This window comes from Streptomyces sp. NPDC058221 (assembly GCF_042882365.1).
Taxonomy (GTDB): Bacteria; Actinomycetota; Actinomycetes; order Streptomycetales; family Streptomycetaceae; genus Streptomyces.
Genome location: NZ_JBHVWF010000168.1, coordinates 1 through 15,967, shown reverse-complemented (window position 1 = coordinate 15,967; position 15,967 = coordinate 1). Strand labels below are relative to the sequence as shown.

The window sequence follows — 15,967 nt, the reverse complement described above, 5'->3', positions numbered from 1 at the left end:
GAACAGGCTCACCCTGGGCCAGCTGGGGGGGTGCGCCTCCCGTTAGCCCGGGGGGGGGGCCCGGCCGGTCACCGCACCAGGCGTATCAGGACAGGCCCGCGGGCGCTGAGGGCCGGCCCTCAGCCCCGGAACGGCCGGTACGTCAGCTGCTTCACACGGCGCAGGAACGGCATCGACTCCACGTGCTCGACGCCGTCGAGCCGGCCCAGACGCTCGCTCAGGTAGCGGTACAGGTGACGGGTGTCGCGAGTGATCACGACCGCCAGCAGGTTGGACGTGCCCGTGGTGGCGACCGCGTACGCGACCTCGCGGTCGGTGGCGAGCGCCTCGCCCACCGTGTGGAGGGCGCGGGGCGCGGCGGTGATGTACAGCATGCTCGCGTTGCGGAAGCCGAAGTAGTCGGACTCGAACTCGACGTCGATGTACAGCGCGCCCGAGGCGACAAGCTGGACCAGGCGGCGTTTGACCGCGGACTCGGACCGGCCCGTCGCCTTCTGGAGCTCGGGGTACGTGGCCCGGCCGTCCTCCTCCAGCGCGGCGACCAGCGGCTCGTCCTCGGCGGTGATGACTGCCGGGCCCGGGTGGTCCGGGACGGTCGCGGTGGCCAGGGCGGCGGCCTCCCCGGGCGAGAGCGCACCGCTCTTGTGGAGCCAGCCGGACGGGCCGCCGTAGAAGCGGTGCAGCAGCTGGTGTGCGCGGATGTCGACGATGTGCGGGGTGCGCGGCAGCTTGCCGAGCAGCAGGTCGTCGGCATCGCCCTGGTTGCGTACGTTGGCCGTGCACGTCACCTCCGTACCGCCCGAGGTGAGCCCGATCCACGAGGTGTCGGGGCGTTTGGCCAGGGCCTCGGCGATGGCCATCGCACCCTCGGGCGCGCACCGCACGCGCAGCAGCCAGTGGTCGAGCGAGTCCTCGGTGGTCGCGCAGCGGACCCCGACGACCCGGAGCCCGCCCTCGGTCCGCAACCGGCGGAACCGGCGTGCCACCGTCTGGTCCGAGACGCCGAGCACCGTGGCGATCCGGCTGAAGGGGGCCCGGGCGTCCAGCTCCAGTGCGTGCAGGATCCGGAGGTCCAGGATGTCGCCCGCCGTGTTGGATTCCATCACTGGATGCCTCCTCTGTGTCGGATTCCGACGCTCACCGATTCCTGGCTGGGGAGTTCGGTCGCGCTCATCCGATCGTACGGGAGTGGCCGTCGGCCACGCCGATGCCGTACAGGGAGAAAGACATGCGTAAGTGGGGGCCGCTCACCGCGGTCTGTCTGGGAACGTTCATGCTGCTGCTCGACGTCACGATCGTGATCGTGGCGCTGCCGGACATGGCACGGGCGCTGGGTGCGTCGCTGTCCGACCTCCAGTGGGTCATCGACGGGTACGCGCTCGCGCTCGCCGCGCTGCTGCTCGGAATCGGTGCCGCCGCCGACCGCTTCGGGCGGCGCCGGGTCCATGTCGCGGGCGTCGTGCTCTTCGCCGCCGCCTCGCTGGCCTGCGGGCTGGCCTCGTCACCGACGGCGCTGGTGGCCGCACGCGGGGTCCAGGGGGTGGGCGCGGCCGCGATGTTCGCGACCACGCTCCCGCTGCTCGCCTCGGTGTACGGGGGCAGGGAACGGTCCGTCGCGCTCGGGCTGTGGGGCGCGGTGAGCGGCGCCGCCGCGGCGATCGGGCCGGTGGTCGGCGGGCTGCTGACCGAGGGGCCGGGATGGCGCTGGATCTTCTTCGTGAACCTGCCGGTCAGTGTGGCCGCGATCTGGCTGACCGCCCGGACCGTGCCCGAGTCGCACGGGGCGCAGGGACGGCGGATCGACTGGGCGGGGACCGTGGCCTTCGCGGTGTTCGCGGGGGCGATGACGTACGCCGTCGTCCGGGCGGGCAGCCAGGGATGGACGTCCGCGAGCACGCTCGCCACGTTCGGGGTCGCCGCGCTCGCCCTGCTCTGCTTCGTGCTCGTTGAGCGGCGCGTCGAACACCCGCTGCTGGAACTGTCGTTGTTCCGCAAGCCCGGATTCGTCGGCGTGATGACGGGGGCGCTCGCGTTCAACGCGGCGGCCTTCGCCGTGCTGCCGTACACCTCGATCTGGCTGCAGACCGTGCTCGGGCTCAGCCCCGTCCAGGGCGGTCTCGCCGTGCTGCCGCTGGCCGCGACGGCGTTCGTGGTGGCGGCCGTCGGCGGGAGGCTGCTGCACGGGGTGCAGCCGAGGCTGACCATCGGTGTCGGGCTGGCGCTGATCGGTATCGGCACGCTCGGCCAGGCGGTGCTCGGCGCGGGCTCCTCGTGGCCCGCGCTGCTGCCGGGACTCGTCGTCGCCGGTATCGGCACGGGCCTGGTCTCCCCGGCCATCGCGGGCGCCGCACTCGCCTCCGTACCGCCTGAGCGGGCGGGTATGGCGGGCGGCGCGGTCAACACCTTCCGGCAGCTCGGATACGCCTTCGGGGTGGCCGTGTTCGGGACGGTGCTGACCTCGCGGATGGGGGAGACGCTGAGCACGGGTCAGTCCCATGCCCTCGCGGGCGGCGGCGCGCCGGGGCTGCGCGCGGCGGGGGTGCCCGAGCATGCGATGCGGGCGGCGTTCGCTTCCGGGCTGAACACGGCGGCTGTGGTGGCCGGTGTGGTGGGGGTTGTCGCGGGGGTGGCGGTGCTTCTGCTGGTGCGGGGGCCTCGTCAGGCTCGGCCGGTTCCGGAGGCCGGTGCGGTACCGGAGGCGGTGCGGGCCGGGTAGGTGCGCACACGGGGTGGGGCGGCGCCGTCTTCGGCGGAGCCGTGTCCTCAGTCGCCGGACGGGCTGATGGTGCGGCCCGTCCGGCGCCGGGGCCGGTCAGTTCTTGACCGGCTTCGTGTCCGTGCAGTTGGTGAACGGGACCCACGGGCGGTTGCCGGTCTCGTCCGGCTCGGTGGCGTACTGCGGATCGCCGGTGATGGTCTGGAGCGTTTCCTCGTGTTCCACCGACAGGCCGAACAGCTGGAAGCCGAAGCTCGCGGAGCCGGTCGACACACCGATGCCGATGGCCATCGACGCATCCCACCAGTCCTTGTCCACGTCGTAGTCGAGGTCGGTGAGCTTGGCCTTGTCGTGGATCAGTCTCTCCACCGGGCCGGCATCGGAGTCGAGTGGCTGTGAGGCATCGCGCGGCGAGGGAATCTTGCCCTTGGCCGGCTGTTTTCCCCGGCCCCGCAGCCAGTTCTCGGCTGTCGTCCGCTCGGCGTCCGTGTCCAGGTCCAGCGAAGCGCTCTCCGTGTGGAGCCAGTTCTTCGAACTTCCTGAGCTGCCCTCGATGCCGAAGGTCAGGCCCGCGCCTCCCACCGCCTCGACATCCGCACCGGCTTGGGCGGATACACCGCCCTGCTGGCTGGTGGTCAGTTCCATCTTCTCGGGGTGGTGCGGCCGGTTCTCCTTCTTCTCCTTGTCGTACTTCTTGGCGTCATAGGTGACGGACACCTGCTGCATGTGGTTGCCCTCGCCCCCGGCACCCACGTTGCCGGCCGCGTCCGCCTGCAGTTTGCCCTCCACGGTCATGGTGTAGACGAAGGTGATCTTGCCGGCGTCCTCGCCCTTCTTCGAGCGCAGGACCGTCACGTCGTTGTTCAGTGATCCCGAGATGCCGAGGTTGGCAACGTTGTCATCCTCCTTGGAACCTTTGTGGGTATGCGACAGGCCGAAGTCCACGCCCCCCTCGGCCGTCGTGGAGGTCTTGCTCATGTCGACGTCCGGAGCCCTCTTCGGCTCCTTCGTGGGCTTGAGGGTGCTGACGAGCGCCGAGCACGAGATCTGCACCTCGGGGTCCGGGTTGCCGCCGCATTCGTCCTGCTTGGCCAGGGCCTTGGCGTACTTCTTGGCGTCCGCGACGTTCTGCTTCAGGTCCTCCTGGTGGGAGGCGCCCTTCTTGTGGCTGGTGAAGCGGTACTGGCTGCCGCCCTCGGTGGTCCAGTTGTAGCCACCCTTGACGGAGGCCTCGCCTCCCCACTTGCCCAGCTTTCCGAGGCTGGCGCTGACTCCGGCCTGGACACCGAACGCCGCGCCCACGTTGCGGGAGAGGGTGACGCTGCCGTCCGAATACTGCTCGATCACCACCTGCTCCGAGTTGGAGAGGGTCAGGAACAGGATCTGTATCCGTGTGGTGGTCTTCTTGTCGTCCGAGGACAGCAAACAACTGTCCGGTTCGAACGGATCCTTGCCGTCCTTGCCGTCCTTCGGGTTCTGCGTGCTGCTCGTGGTGAGAGTGGGATCGTCACCGTCGCCCCGGCTGGTCGACGGTGACGGCGAAGGCCCGTTGCCCTTGACGGGTTTGCCGCAGTCGCCGGAATCGCCCGCGCCGATGGTGGCGACTGCCTCGCAGAGGCGGCCGCTCACGGCCGTACCGATGCCCGAGGCGCGGTTCGCCGCCAGCATGGCCAAGATCAGCGCGACGACCACCGCGCCGATGCCCACGTACTCGACCGAGGTCTGGCCCTGCTCCTTGCCTCGGGGTGCGCGCGTGCTTGCCGGTCGCGGTATTCGGCCCCAACTCGCCATGTTCTGCGTCGCCTTCCGGAGCCGGCCCGTGCGTTGCGTCCTGGGGCTTCGAGCCTACGAGCGGGTATCAGGTCGTGGTTAGGGCCTGTGGGCCCAACCCGGCGCCTGGGCCCACCCGACCCCGTCCTCCCCGGCGCCTCCGGAACCTTCTGCGACTATGCGAAGAACAGGAGTGAATAGCCTGAAAGGAACGCTATGTGCGGAATCGTGGGTTACGTCGGTGGGCAGTCGGCGCAGGACGTCGTCGTCGCGGGCCTCAGGCGTCTGGAGTACCGGGGGTACGACTCGGCAGGCATCGCCGTCCTCGCGGACGGCGGGCTGGCTGCCGCGAAGAAGGCGGGGAAGCTCGTCAACCTGGAGAAGGTGCTGGACGAGCAGCCGCTGCCGGCCGGGAGCGCCGGGATCGGCCACACCCGCTGGGCGACCCACGGCGGGCCCACCGACACCAACGCCCACCCGCACCTCGACAACGCGGGACGCGTCGCCGTCGTCCACAACGGGATCATCGAGAACTTCGCCGCCCTGCGGTCCGAACTGACCGGGCGGGGCCACGAACTGGCCTCCGAGACCGACACCGAGGTCGTCGCCCACCTCCTGGCCGAGGCGTACTCCGGCAGCGCGGACCCGGCCGACGCGATGCGGCAGGTCTGCCGGCGCCTCGAAGGGGCGTTCACCCTCGTCGCGGTGTTCGCGGACGCGCCTGACGTGGTGGTCGGGGCCCGGCGCAACTCGCCGCTCGTGGTGGGGGTGGGGGAGGGCGAGGCGTTCCTCGCCTCCGACGTCGCCGCGTTCATCGCACACACCCGGTCCGCGATCGAACTGGGCCAGGACCAGGTGGTGGAGCTGCGTCGGGAGGGTGTCCTCGTCACCGGGTTCGACGGGCTGCCGGCCGAGGTGCTTCCGTACCACGTGGACTGGGACGCGTCCGCCGCCGAGAAGGGCGGCTACCCCTCCTTCATGCTCAAGGAGATCGCCGAGCAGCCGAAGGCCGTCACGGACACCCTCCTCGGCCGGATCGACCCGGAGGGGACACTCCACCTGGACGAGGTGCGGATCACCCGGGGGGAGCTTCGCGAGGTCGACAAGGTGGTGATCGTCGCCTGCGGGACCGCGTTCCACGCCGGGATGATCGCCAAGTACGCCATCGAGCACTGGACCAGGATTCCGTGCGAGACCGAGCTGGCCAGCGAATTCCGCTACCGGGACCCGATCCTGGACCAGCGCACCCTCGTCATCGCGATCTCGCAGTCCGGCGAGACGATGGACACCCTGATGGCGCTGCGGCACGCCCGTGAGCAGGGTGCGAAGGTCCTCGCCATCTGCAACACGAACGGGTCGACCATCCCCAGGGAGTCCGACGCCGTGCTCTACACGCACGCCGGGCCCGAGGTCGCCGTCGCCTCGACCAAGGCGTTCCTGACCCAGCTCGTCGCCTGCTACTTGGTGGCCCTGTACCTCGGCCAGATCCGCGGGACCAAGTGGGGTGACGAGATCCGTACCGTCATCCGCCAGCTCTCCGAGATCTCCGGCGAGGTCGAACGGGTCCTGGAGACCATGGAGCCGGTGCGGGAGCTGGCGCGTTCGCTGGCGGGCCACGACACCGTGCTCTTCCTCGGCCGGCACGTCGGCTACCCGGTCGCGCTGGAGGGCGCGTTGAAGCTCAAGGAACTCGCGTACATGCACGCCGAGGGCTTCGCCGCCGGTGAGCTCAAGCACGGGCCGATCGCCCTGATCGAGGACGGCCTTCCGGTCGTCGTCGTGGTGCCTTCGCCGCGCGGGCGCTCGGTGCTGCACGGCAAGATCGTGTCGAACATCCAGGAGATCCGGGCCCGCGGCGCACTCACCGTCGTCATCGCGGAGGAGGGCGACGAGGAGGTCGTCCCGTACGCCGACCACCTCATCAGGATTCCCGCAACGCCTACGCTGCTTCAGCCGCTGGTCGCGACCGTGCCGCTCCAGGTGTTCGCCTGCGAGCTGGCCACGGCCCGCGGCAACGAGGTGGACCAGCCGCGCAATCTGGCGAAGTCCGTCACCGTGGAGTGAACAGGTGGAGTGAACAGTGGGGATGCATACGTGATCATCGGGGTCGGGATCGATGTGGCGGAGATCGAGCGGTTCGACGCGGCGCTGGAGCGCACACCGCAGCTGGCCGCGCGCCTCTTCCTGGAGCAGGAGCTGCTGCTGCCCGGCGGTGAGCGGCGCGGTATCGCCTCGCTGGCGGCCAGGTTCGCCGCCAAGGAGGCACTCGCCAAGGCCCTCGGTGCACCCGGCGGGCTGCTCTGGACGGACGCCGAGGTCTATGTCGAGGAGAGCGGACAGCCCCGGCTCCGGGTGAGCGGCACCGTCGCCGCGCGCGCCGCCGAGCTGGGCGTCCGGCACTGGCACATCTCGCTGAGCCACGACGCGGGAGTGGCCTCGGCCGTGGTGATCGCGGAGGGCTGAGCCGGGGCGTCGGAGCCGATTCCTGCGTACGTTGGAGCCATGCGTACTGCGTACAGCGTCTCGACCGTACGGGCCGCCGAACAGGCCCTCATGGCACGCCTTCCGGAGGGCACGCTGATGCAGCGTGCCGCCGCCGGACTCGCGGCCGCCTGCGCCGATGTGCTGCGCCGCGGCGGCCGGGTGTACGGGTCCCGGGTCGTTCTTCTCGTCGGCAGCGGCGACAACGGGGGCGACGCGCTGTACGCGGGTGCCAGGCTGGCGCGGCGCGGCGCGGGCGTGGTGGCCGTGCGGGTGTCGCCCGGCCGGGCCCACGAGGGCGGGAGCGCCGCCCTGCGCGCGGCGGGCGGCCGCGTCGTGGACGGCGGTGACACGGCCCCGGACACCCACCGGGACTGGGCGGGCCGCATCGACCTGGTCGTGGACGCCATCACCGGAATCGGCGGACGCGGCGGTCTCCGGCCGGACGCGGCCGCACTCGTGGAGCGGTACACGGCACACCACGCCCCCGTCGTCGCCGTCGATCTGCCGAGCGGTGTCGAGGCCGACACGGGCGAGGTGCGGGGCGATGCGGTGCGTGCGGACGCGACCGTCACCTTCGGTGCGTACAAGCCGGGGCTGCTCGTCGACCCGGCCGCCGCACTGGCGGGGGCGCTGCACCTCGTCGACATCGGGCTCGGCGCCGAACTGCCCGACGTGCCCGACCTGGAGGCGCTCCAGTACGCGGACGTGGCCGCGCTGCTGCCCGTCCCGAGCGCCGAGAGCGACAAGTACCGGCGCGGTGTCGTCGGCATCGTCGCCGGGTCGGCGCGCTATCCGGGCGCGGCGGTGCTGGCCGTCTCCGGGGCGCTGCGCGGCGGGGCGGGCGCGGTGCGGTACGTCGGTCCCGGGGCGGACGCGGTCATCGCACGGCATCCGGAGACGCTGGTCCACGCGGGCCCGCCGGCGAAGGCCGGGCGTGTGCAGTCCTGGGTGGTCGGTCCGGGGCTCGGCGACGGGACGGAGGCCGTCGAGGCGGTCTCCGACGTGCTGGCCGCCGACGTCCCGGTGCTGGTCGACGCGGACGGGCTGCGGCTGCTCGACACCGCCGTCGTGCGGGCGCGCACCGCACCCACCGTTCTCACCCCGCACGCAGGGGAGGCCGCCGCGCTGCTCGGCGTGGACCGTGCGGAGGTGGAGGCGGGGCGGCTCGACGCCGTACGCGAACTCGCCTCCACGTTCCGTGCGACCGTCCTGCTCAAGGGGTCGACGACGCTGATCGCCACCGACGTCCCGCACACCCCCGTGCGGGTCAACCCGACCGGAACCTCCTGGCTGGCCACCGCGGGCAGCGGCGACGTGCTGTCCGGGCTGACCGGCTCCCTGCTCGCCGCCGGCCTCGCCCCGCGCGACGCCGCGTCCGTCGGAGCCCACCTGCACGGCCTCGCCGCCCGGCACGCATCGGACGGCTCACCGGTCGCCGCACAGGACGTCGCGGAGGCGATCAGGGCGGCCTGGCGGGACGTACGGGCCTGAGCGATCCTGGAAGCGGCGAGAGGGGACTGCCCGTGAGCAGCAGCAGCGGTGACGTGCGGGTACGCCGGGTGTACGACCCGCAGGAGGACGGTGACGGCACCCGGGTGCTGGTCGACCGGCTCTGGCCGCGCGGAGTCGCCAAGGAACGTGCCGCGATCGACAGGTGGCTCAAGGACCTCACCCCGTCGAAGGAGCTGCGCTCCTGGTACCACGAGGACCGTTCCGGCACCCGCTACGACGACTTCGTCGACCGCTACCGGGCGGAGCTGGCGGACCCCGTGCACACCGCCGCCGTCGGCGAACTCGTCGCGCTCGTCCGCGACGGCGGCCCGGTGACCCTGGTGACGGCGGTCAAGGACGTCCCGCACAGCCATGTGCCGGTCCTCGTCGACCATCTGGAACACGAACTGCACCACGGCTGACACCGGCCCCGGCGCGCCCGGCGGTGAGCGGCGGCCGGGGGGCGCACCGTACGCCTCTGAGACACTGGGCGCGATGAACGAGAAAGCGTCCTTGAGAGCCCGTGCCGAGATCGACCTCGCCGCACTCCGCGCCAACGTGCGTGTTCTGCGCGCCCGGGCCGCCGGCGCGCAACTCATGGCCGTGGTCAAATCCGACGCCTACGGGCACGGCGCGCTGCCCTGCGCGCGGGCCGCGCTCGAAGCGGGCGCCACCTGGCTGGGGACCGCCACTCCGCAGGAGGCGCTCGCCCTGCGCGCGGCGGGGATCGGCGGCCGGGTGATGTGCTGGCTGTGGACGCCCGGCGGGCCCTGGCGCGAGGCGATCGAGGCCGATGTCGATGTGTCGGTGAGCGGTATGTGGGCGCTGCGCGAGGTCACCGCCGCCGCCGCGGATGCGGGCCGCCCCGCCCGCGTCCAGCTCAAAGCCGACACCGGCCTCGGACGCAACGGCTGCCAGCCCGCCGACTGGCCCGCACTCGTCGCCGCCGCCCGGACCGCCGAGGAGGAGGGCACCGTCCGGATCACCGGCCTCTGGTCCCACTTCGCCTGCGCGGACGAGCCGGGACACCCCTCCGTCGCCGCTCAGCTGGACGTGTTCCGCGAGATGGTCGCGTACGCCGAGAAGGCCGGCGTCGAGCCCGAGGTGCGGCACATCGCGAACTCCCCGGCGACGCTGACCGTCCCCGATTCGCACTTCGACCTGGTGCGGACCGGCATCGCCATGTACGGCATCTCGCCCAGCCCGGAGCTCGGCACACCGGCCGACTTCGGACTGCGTCCGGTGATGACGCTCGCCGCGTCCATCGCCCTGGTCAAGCAGGTGCCGGCCGGTCACGGCATCAGCTACGGCCACCACTACACGACGTCCCGGGAGACCACGCTCGGCCTGGTGCCGGTGGGGTACGCGGACGGTATCCCGCGCCATGCGTCCGGGCGCGGCCCGGTGCTGGTCGGCGGCGTCCGGCGGACGGTCGCCGGCCGGGTGGCCATGGACCAGTTCGTCGTCGACCTCGACGGGGACGTGGTCGAGGAGGGCAGCGACGCCGTGCTGTTCGGCCCCGGGGACCGGGGTGAGCCGAGTGCCGAGGACTGGGCGCAGGCGGCCGACACGATCGCGTACGAGATCGTCACCCGGATCGGCGGCCGGGTGCCGCGCGTCTACCTGAACGGGAGCGCGGACGGCAAGTCGGCCGGGTCCTGACCGAGGGAGCGCTCCTGACCAGGCACGATCTGAGCATGATCCGAAGACCGGACCGGCGTACCGGATCCGACCGGAGCCGTCCGGACCGGCCCGGATCGGACAGGTGCGATCGGATCTGATCTGATCGGACCGGCCCTGACCTGAAGGACACGACCCACGAGGAGCGCGGCACGGTGAGCGAGATCAGCGCGGGGGACGCGATGGCGACGGCCGCCTCGACGGTCGGCTGGCGCCGGGCGGGGATCGCCGGAGCCGCCATAGGTGTGATCGCCGCGGGCGCGGCGGCCGGTGTCGCGGTCGAGCGGCTGACGGTCGGGCGCGGCATGCGGAAGCGGGCCAGGCTGGCCCTGGACGCCACCGGGCCGTACGGATCGCTCCGCGGGTTGCCCGGCCGGGCCGTGGCCGACGACGGCACCGAGCTGTACTACGAGGTCGACGAGGTCGAACCGGGCGGCGCCGCGGGCACGGACGGCACGCCCTCCGGTGCCCCGGCCGGTCCGCGCCGGCGCCGGCTCTTCGGCCGCAAGGCCCCGGCCCCGGTCACCGTCGTCTTCAGTCACGGCTACTGCCTCAGCCAGGACTCCTGGCACTTCCAGCGCGCCGCCCTGCGCGGCCTCGTGCGCACCGTCCACTGGGACCAGCGCAGCCACGGCCGCTCGGAGCGCGGCCGGGCACAGGCGCAGGGCGTCCACGTCGGCATCGACCAGCTCGGCCGCGACCTCAAGGCCGTGATCGACGCGGCCGCGCCGGAGGGCCCGCTGGTGCTCGTCGGTCACTCCATGGGCGGCATGACGATCATGGCGCTGGTCGACCAGTACCCGGCCCTGATCCGTGACCGGGTCGCCGCCGTCGCCTTCGTCGGTACGTCGAGCGGAAAGCTCGGCGAGGTCAGCTTCGGGCTGCCGGTGGCGGGCGTGAACGCGGTGCGCCGGGTGCTGCCGGGGGTGCTCAAGGCGCTCGGCTCGCAGGCGGAGCTGGTGGAGCGGGGCCGGCGGGCGACCGCGGACCTGTTCGCCGGGCTGATCAAGCGCTACTCCTTCGGATCACGTGATGTCGACCCGGCCGTCGAGCGGTTCGCCGAACGGCTCATCGAGTCCACGCCGATCGATGTGGTCGCGGAGTTCTACCCGGCTTTCACCGAGCACGACAAGAGCGCGGCGCTGCCCCTGTTCCGCGACGTCCCGGTGCTGATCCTGGCGGGCGACAAGGACCTGGTGACGCCCAGCTCGCACAGTGAGGCGATCGCGGACGTGCTGCCCGACGCGGAGCTGGTCATCGTGCCGGACGCCGGACACCTGGTGATGCTGGAGCACCCCGAGACGGTGACGGACCGGCTGGCGGACCTTCTGGTGCGGGCGGGAGCGGTACCGGAGTCCTCTAACGTTGGCGGGCATGGAAGCACCGCACAACAGCCCGGCGGCTGAGCTCGCCGAAGGCGCCGCGCCGGGCACCGTCAGCGTGAACCTGGCCGTCGAGTCCCCCGAACAGATGCAGTCCCTGGGCCGCCGGCTCGCCGGCGTGCTGCGCCCCGGCGACCTCGTGATGCTCTCCGGCGAGCTCGGTGCCGGAAAGACGACCCTGACCCGGGGCCTCGGCGAGGGGCTGGGGGTGCGCGGCGCCGTCACGTCACCCACGTTCGTGATCGCCCGGGTCCACCCGTCGCTCGGCGACGGTCCGGCGCTGGTCCATGTCGACGCGTACCGCCTGGGCGGCGGGCTCGACGAGATGGAGGACCTGGACCTCGACGTGTCGCTGCCGGATTCGGTGGTGGTCGTCGAGTGGGGCGACGGCAAGGTCGAGGAGCTCGCGGACGACCGGCTCCATGTGCTCATCGACCGTGCGGTCGGCGACACGGACGACGAGCGTCGCGCGGTGACGCTGGTGGGAGTGGGTACGCGCTGGGCGGGACTGCGGAACCAGCCGTGGGCGCCGTGGGCGGTGGACGGGGCCTGAGCCGTTAGCCATGTTTCCGACATGGTGTCGGCATATTGTTGCGCGGGGCGGGGCGGGCGTGGTGACATGGAGGGCGAGAGCAGGTTAGGTCTACCTAACTGTGCCTTCCACCGGAGCCTCAGGAGGCGTCCATGCCGACATCCGAGCGTGAAGTGCGGCCGCCGCGAGCGGTATCGATGAGCGAGCTGCTGGCGGCGGGGGCGGCGGCCGACGCGGTGTCCACCCCGCCGTCGCCCTGTCCGTCCCCCCGGACCAGTCCTGCGCCTTCCGCCCGCCCGGCACCCTCAAGGCCTTCGAGCCCGTCCGGCGTTTGAGGACGGAACCCCGAGCCGGTGCCGCCCGGGCCCACAGACGTCCTGAATCGCCGGACGGGGTGATTCGGCCGTGCTCAAAGACGTCCTCAATCGCCGGACGGGCTTGAATTGCCCGGGCTCGATTCGGCTGGAGTCAGAGACGTCCTCAATCGCCGGACGGGCTCGAAGGGCCGGACGGGCTTGAAGGGGCGGGCGGCGGCCGGGATCCGGGGCCTACGGGACCACGACCACCTTCACGCCCACCGTGGCGAACGTCCACACCGCGTTGCCGTCCGCACGGGACATCCGTACGCCGCCCGCCTTCAGCGTCGGGTCCGGGCTCTCCATCGAGCCGTCCTGCGCGGCGCTGAAGCCGATGGCCACGTCGTTCGTCGTCGCGAACCGCACCACGTGCTCGATCGGCACCCCGTCGGAGCCGGTGACGGTGCCCGAGCGGGACGTGACCTGGTACGTCCCCGGCAGCGCCCGCACCGCGCTCGGCATGACCCTGAAGGTCCGCGCCGACTTGCCCTTCGCGTCGACCAGCCACACCCGCCGGTCGCTCAGTGCGTACACCACCCGCGCGCCCTTGCCCGAGGCTGCCGGAACCGCGAGCGGGTCCTTCTTGGCCTTCGGCTTGGCGTGGCCGGTCGCGGCGGGCGAGCTGCTGGACGTCTTCGGCTTGGCTGCGAGATTGTCGGGGACGTTCGCCGAGGCCTGGTAGGCCAGGAAGCCGACCACGGCGACGGCCGCCGCGGTGAGCACCGCCACGATTCCCGAGCTGCCCCTTGCCACCGTCCGCGCCTCTTTCGCCGTTGGTTGTCGTACAAGCGTTTACACGTACTCCGCGTATACCCGGTGACGGTAGCAGCCGTGACCCCAGGTGCCGGGACGCCGTACGGGGCGCGGTTCCCCCCGCGCCGGAGCCGTAGGCTGTTTGCGTGCTCTTGCTCGCTGTGGATACCGCCACCCCTGCCGTCACCGTCGCCCTGCACGACGGGACCCGTGTCGTCGCCGAGTCCGGTCAGGTCGACGCACGGAGGCACGGGGAACTGCTGCTGCCCGCCGTCGACCGGGTCCTCGCCGCCGCCGGGGTGAAACTCGACGCCGTGACGGACGTGGTCGTGGGCGTCGGCCCCGGCCCGTACACGGGGCTGCGGGTCGGTCTGGTGACGGCCGCGACGTTCGGCTCCGTGCTGTCCGTGCCCGTGCACGGGCTGTGCACTCTGGACGGTCTCGCGTACGCCGCCGGACAGGCCGGCCTCGAAGGACCGTTCGCCGTGGCGACGGACGCCCGCCGCAAGGAGGTCTACTGGGCACGGTACGAGGACGCCCGCACCCGGTCCGGTGAACCCGCCGTCGACCGGCCCGCCGACATCGCCGGGCAGCTCGCCGGCCTTCCCGTGGCCGGCGCGGGCGCGGTGCTCTACCCCGAGGCCTTCCCGGACGCGCGCGGCCCCGAGCACGTCGCGGCCGGCGCCCTGGCCGCCCTCGCCGCCGAGCGCCTCGCCGCCGGCGCCGACATGCTGCCGCCGCAGCCGCTCTACCTCCGCAGGCCCGACGCGCAGGTGCCGAAGAACTACAAGGTGGTCACGCCGAAGTGACCGCCGCGACCGCAGTACTGCGCGAGATGCGCTGGTGGGACATCGAGCCCGTGCTCGACCTCGAACACGAGCTGTTCCCGGACGACGCCTGGTCGCCCGGCATGTTCTGGTCCGAGCTGGCGCACGCCCGCGGCCCGCAGGCCACCCGCCGCTACGTCGTCGCCGAGGACCCGGTCACCGGCCGGATCGTCGGCTACGCGGGCCTGGCCGCGGCCGGTGACCTCGCCGACGTGCAGACGATCGCCGTCTCCCGCGACCAATGGGGCAGCGGCCTCGGATCCGAGCTGCTGACCGACCTGCTGAAGCACGCCACGGCCTTCGAGTGCGCCGAGGTGCTGCTGGAGGTCCGGGTCGACAACACCCGGGCACAGAAGCTGTACGAACGCTTCGGCTTCGAACCGATCGGCTTCCGCCGCGGCTACTACCAGCCGGGCAACGTCGACGCACTCGTCATGCGCCTCCACGTACAAGAAAACGAGACTGACTGATGGCTGACGAACCGCTCGTACTCGGCATCGAGACCTCCTGCGACGAGACCGGCGTCGGCATCGTCCGCGGGACGACGCTGCTCGCCGACGCCGTCGCCTCCAGCGTCGACACGCACGCGCGTTTCGGCGGTGTCGTCCCGGAGATCGCCTCCCGCGCGCACCTGGAGGCGATGGTCCCGACCATCGAGCGCGCGCTGAAGGAGGCCGGGGTCAGCGGCCGCGACCTCGACGGCATCTCCGTCACCGCCGGTCCGGGGCTGGCCGGCGCCCTGCTCGTCGGCGTCTCGGCGGCGAAGGCGTACGCGTACGCGCTGAACAAGCCGCTGTACGGGGTCAACCACCTCGCCTCGCACATCTGCGTCGACCAGCTGGAGCACGGCCCGCTGCCCGAGCCGACGATGGCGCTGCTGGTCAGCGGCGGGCACTCCTCGCTGCTGCTGGCGCCCGACATCACCGCCGACGTCCGGCCGCTCGGTGCGACCATCGACGACGCGGCCGGCGAGGCCTTCGACAAGATCGCCCGGGTGCTGCACCTCGGCTTCCCCGGCGGCCCGGTCATCGACCGGCTCGCGAAGGAGGGCGACCCGAAGGCCATCGCCTTCCCGCGCGGTCTGAGCGGCTCGCGCGACCCCGCGTACGACTTCTCCTTCTCCGGCCTCAAGACCTCCGTCGCCCGCTGGATCGAGGCGAAGCGCGCCGCGGGCGAGGAGGTGCCGGTACGGGACGTGGCGGCGTCCTTCCAGGAGGCCGTGGTGGACGTGCTCACCCGCAAGGCGGTCCGTGCCTGCAAGGACGAGGGCGTCGACCACCTGATGATCGGCGGCGGCGTCGCCGCCAACTCGCGGCTGCGGGCCCTCGCCCAGGAGCGCTGCGAGCGGGCCGGGATCCGGCTGCGGGTGCCGCGGCCGGGACTGTGCACCGACAACGGGGCGATGGTCGCGGCACTGGGCGCGGAGATGGTGGCCCGGGGCCGGGCCGCCTCCGACCTGGATCTCTCGGCCGACTCCTCGCTGCCGGTGACCGAGACCCATGTCCCCGGCGCCCACACGCACACGCACGACCACGTGCACGAGGTCAGCAAGGACAACCTGTACTCATGAGCGCCGCGACCGTCGCGCTGATGTGGGAGGCGCGCGCCACCGAGGGCCGGGGCGCCGAGCTGCTGGAGTGGGCCCGCGCCCGCACGGGCGAGCTGGCGCGGCCGCCGCTGCGCAGCGAGCTGCTGCGCGCCCCGCAGGACCGGGTCCTGGTCATCACCTGGTGGGAGGGCGCGTACGGCGACGAGCTGCCGGAGCTGCCCGAACCGGACGCGGGGACCGTCACCCGGCAGGTGCACCGCTGGCGTTTCGAGTCCCTCGGGACGGCGGACCGGTGACGACCGCGTCGCGTCCGTACGCCGCCGCGTAACCGGCGGCGTACGGCCCGGGAACGGCGCCCGAAACCGCCCCCGGAATACACTGCCAGTCTCTTATACACAACACCGAGCCCCCGAGAAATGGTCCGATC

The 15,967-nt window shown here is 72.3% G+C and carries 15 protein-coding genes; 12 read left to right on the top strand and 3 right to left on the bottom strand.

The window, feature by feature from the left end; all coding sequences use genetic code 11:
• Window positions 1-119: 119 nt before the first annotated feature.
• The gene (locus ACFVW8_RS33930) at window positions 120-1,103 is read right to left on the bottom strand and encodes an Lrp/AsnC family transcriptional regulator (RefSeq protein WP_389696928.1); all 984 of its coding nucleotides are present in this window, start codon (window positions 1,101-1,103) and stop codon (window positions 120-122) included.
• A gap of 125 nt (window positions 1,104-1,228) precedes the next feature.
• Here ACFVW8_RS33930 and ACFVW8_RS33925 point away from each other — a divergent pair, with 125 nt between their 5' ends.
• Window positions 1,229-2,716 carry an MFS transporter gene (locus tag ACFVW8_RS33925; protein WP_389696926.1) on the top strand — a complete coding sequence of 496 codons (1,488 nt, stop codon included), beginning with the start codon at window positions 1,229-1,231 and terminating at the stop codon, window positions 2,714-2,716.
• 96 nt (window positions 2,717-2,812) lie between these two features.
• Here ACFVW8_RS33925 and ACFVW8_RS33920 read toward each other — a convergent pair whose 3' ends face one another.
• Entirely contained in the window at window positions 2,813-4,507 is a 1,695-nt protein-coding gene (locus ACFVW8_RS33920) for a Flp family type IVb pilin (protein ID WP_389696925.1), read from the bottom strand.
• A gap of 195 nt (window positions 4,508-4,702) precedes the next feature.
• Between ACFVW8_RS33920 and glmS the strand changes: the two genes are divergently transcribed.
• From glmS to tsaE, 7 genes are all read left to right on the top strand, one after another.
• On the top strand, window positions 4,703-6,550 hold the full coding sequence (gene glmS, locus ACFVW8_RS33915; protein ID WP_389696923.1) for a glutamine--fructose-6-phosphate transaminase (isomerizing): 1,848 nt from the start codon (window positions 4,703-4,705) through the stop codon (window positions 6,548-6,550).
• Between the two features lie 30 nt (window positions 6,551-6,580).
• On the top strand, window positions 6,581-6,949 hold the full coding sequence (locus ACFVW8_RS33910; protein WP_389696921.1) for a holo-ACP synthase: 369 nt from the start codon (window positions 6,581-6,583) through the stop codon (window positions 6,947-6,949).
• A 39-nt stretch (window positions 6,950-6,988) separates the two neighbouring features.
• The gene (locus ACFVW8_RS33905; protein ID WP_389696919.1) at window positions 6,989-8,461 is read left to right on the top strand and encodes an NAD(P)H-hydrate dehydratase; all 1,473 of its coding nucleotides are present in this window, start codon (window positions 6,989-6,991) and stop codon (window positions 8,459-8,461) included.
• A 32-nt stretch (window positions 8,462-8,493) separates the two neighbouring features.
• Window positions 8,494-8,883, top strand: a complete 390-nt coding sequence (locus ACFVW8_RS33900; protein ID WP_389696917.1) for a DUF488 domain-containing protein — start codon at window positions 8,494-8,496, stop codon at window positions 8,881-8,883.
• A 73-nt stretch (window positions 8,884-8,956) separates the two neighbouring features.
• On the top strand, window positions 8,957-10,123 hold the full coding sequence (alr, locus tag ACFVW8_RS33895; protein ID WP_389696915.1) for an alanine racemase: 1,167 nt from the start codon (window positions 8,957-8,959) through the stop codon (window positions 10,121-10,123).
• 173 nt (window positions 10,124-10,296) lie between these two features.
• A complete protein-coding gene (locus ACFVW8_RS33890; RefSeq protein ID WP_389696913.1) occupies window positions 10,297-11,547 on the top strand; it encodes an alpha/beta fold hydrolase in 1,251 nt (416 codons plus the stop codon).
• Window positions 11,516-12,076: a tRNA (adenosine(37)-N6)-threonylcarbamoyltransferase complex ATPase subunit type 1 TsaE gene (gene tsaE / locus ACFVW8_RS33885; RefSeq protein ID WP_389696911.1), complete on the top strand. Its 561-nt coding sequence runs from the start codon at window positions 11,516-11,518 to the stop codon at window positions 12,074-12,076. Before ACFVW8_RS33890 ends, tsaE begins: the two co-directional genes overlap by 32 nt.
• Before the next feature lie 527 nt (window positions 12,077-12,603).
• Here the strand turns inward: tsaE and ACFVW8_RS33880 are convergent.
• The gene (locus ACFVW8_RS33880; RefSeq protein WP_389696930.1) at window positions 12,604-13,140 is read right to left on the bottom strand and encodes a hypothetical protein; all 537 of its coding nucleotides are present in this window, start codon (window positions 13,138-13,140) and stop codon (window positions 12,604-12,606) included.
• A gap of 170 nt (window positions 13,141-13,310) precedes the next feature.
• Here ACFVW8_RS33880 and tsaB point away from each other — a divergent pair, with 170 nt between their 5' ends.
• From tsaB to ACFVW8_RS33860, 4 genes are read left to right on the top strand one after another with little or no spacing between them, the layout of a single operon-like run.
• Window positions 13,311-13,973: a tRNA (adenosine(37)-N6)-threonylcarbamoyltransferase complex dimerization subunit type 1 TsaB gene (gene tsaB / locus ACFVW8_RS33875; protein ID WP_389696909.1), complete on the top strand. Its 663-nt coding sequence runs from the start codon at window positions 13,311-13,313 to the stop codon at window positions 13,971-13,973.
• Window positions 13,970-14,461 carry a ribosomal protein S18-alanine N-acetyltransferase gene (rimI, locus tag ACFVW8_RS33870; RefSeq protein ID WP_389696907.1) on the top strand — a complete coding sequence of 164 codons (492 nt, stop codon included), beginning with the start codon at window positions 13,970-13,972 and terminating at the stop codon, window positions 14,459-14,461. The genes tsaB and rimI overlap by 4 nt, the downstream gene beginning before the upstream one ends.
• Entirely contained in the window at window positions 14,461-15,561 is a 1,101-nt protein-coding gene (tsaD, locus tag ACFVW8_RS33865; protein ID WP_389696905.1) for a tRNA (adenosine(37)-N6)-threonylcarbamoyltransferase complex transferase subunit TsaD, read from the top strand. Before rimI ends, tsaD begins: the two co-directional genes overlap by 1 nt.
• Window positions 15,558-15,836, top strand: a complete 279-nt coding sequence (locus ACFVW8_RS33860) for a hypothetical protein (protein WP_389696903.1) — start codon at window positions 15,558-15,560, stop codon at window positions 15,834-15,836. Before tsaD ends, ACFVW8_RS33860 begins: the two co-directional genes overlap by 4 nt.
• The last annotated feature ends 131 nt before the right edge of the window (window positions 15,837-15,967 follow it).

Bases quoted from the DNA above. Each gene is read 5' to 3' on its own strand.
- ACFVW8_RS33930 (WP_389696928.1), bottom strand. From the start codon at position 1,103: ATGGAATCCAACACGGCGGGCGACATCCTGGACCTCCGGATCCTGCAC.
- ACFVW8_RS33925 (WP_389696926.1), top strand. From the start codon at position 1,229: ATGCGTAAGTGGGGGCCGCTCACCGCGGTCTGTCTGGGAACGTTCATG.
- ACFVW8_RS33920 (WP_389696925.1), bottom strand. From the start codon at position 4,507: ATGGCGAGTTGGGGCCGAATACCGCGACCGGCAAGCACGCGCGCACCC.
- glmS (WP_389696923.1), top strand. From the start codon at position 4,703: ATGTGCGGAATCGTGGGTTACGTCGGTGGGCAGTCGGCGCAGGACGTC.
- ACFVW8_RS33905 (WP_389696919.1), top strand. From the start codon at position 6,989: ATGCGTACTGCGTACAGCGTCTCGACCGTACGGGCCGCCGAACAGGCC.
- alr (WP_389696915.1), top strand. From the start codon at position 8,957: ATGAACGAGAAAGCGTCCTTGAGAGCCCGTGCCGAGATCGACCTCGCC.
- tsaE (WP_389696911.1), top strand. From the start codon at position 11,516: ATGGAAGCACCGCACAACAGCCCGGCGGCTGAGCTCGCCGAAGGCGCC.
- tsaD (WP_389696905.1), top strand. From the start codon at position 14,461: ATGGCTGACGAACCGCTCGTACTCGGCATCGAGACCTCCTGCGACGAG.
- ACFVW8_RS33860 (WP_389696903.1), top strand. From the start codon at position 15,558: ATGAGCGCCGCGACCGTCGCGCTGATGTGGGAGGCGCGCGCCACCGAG.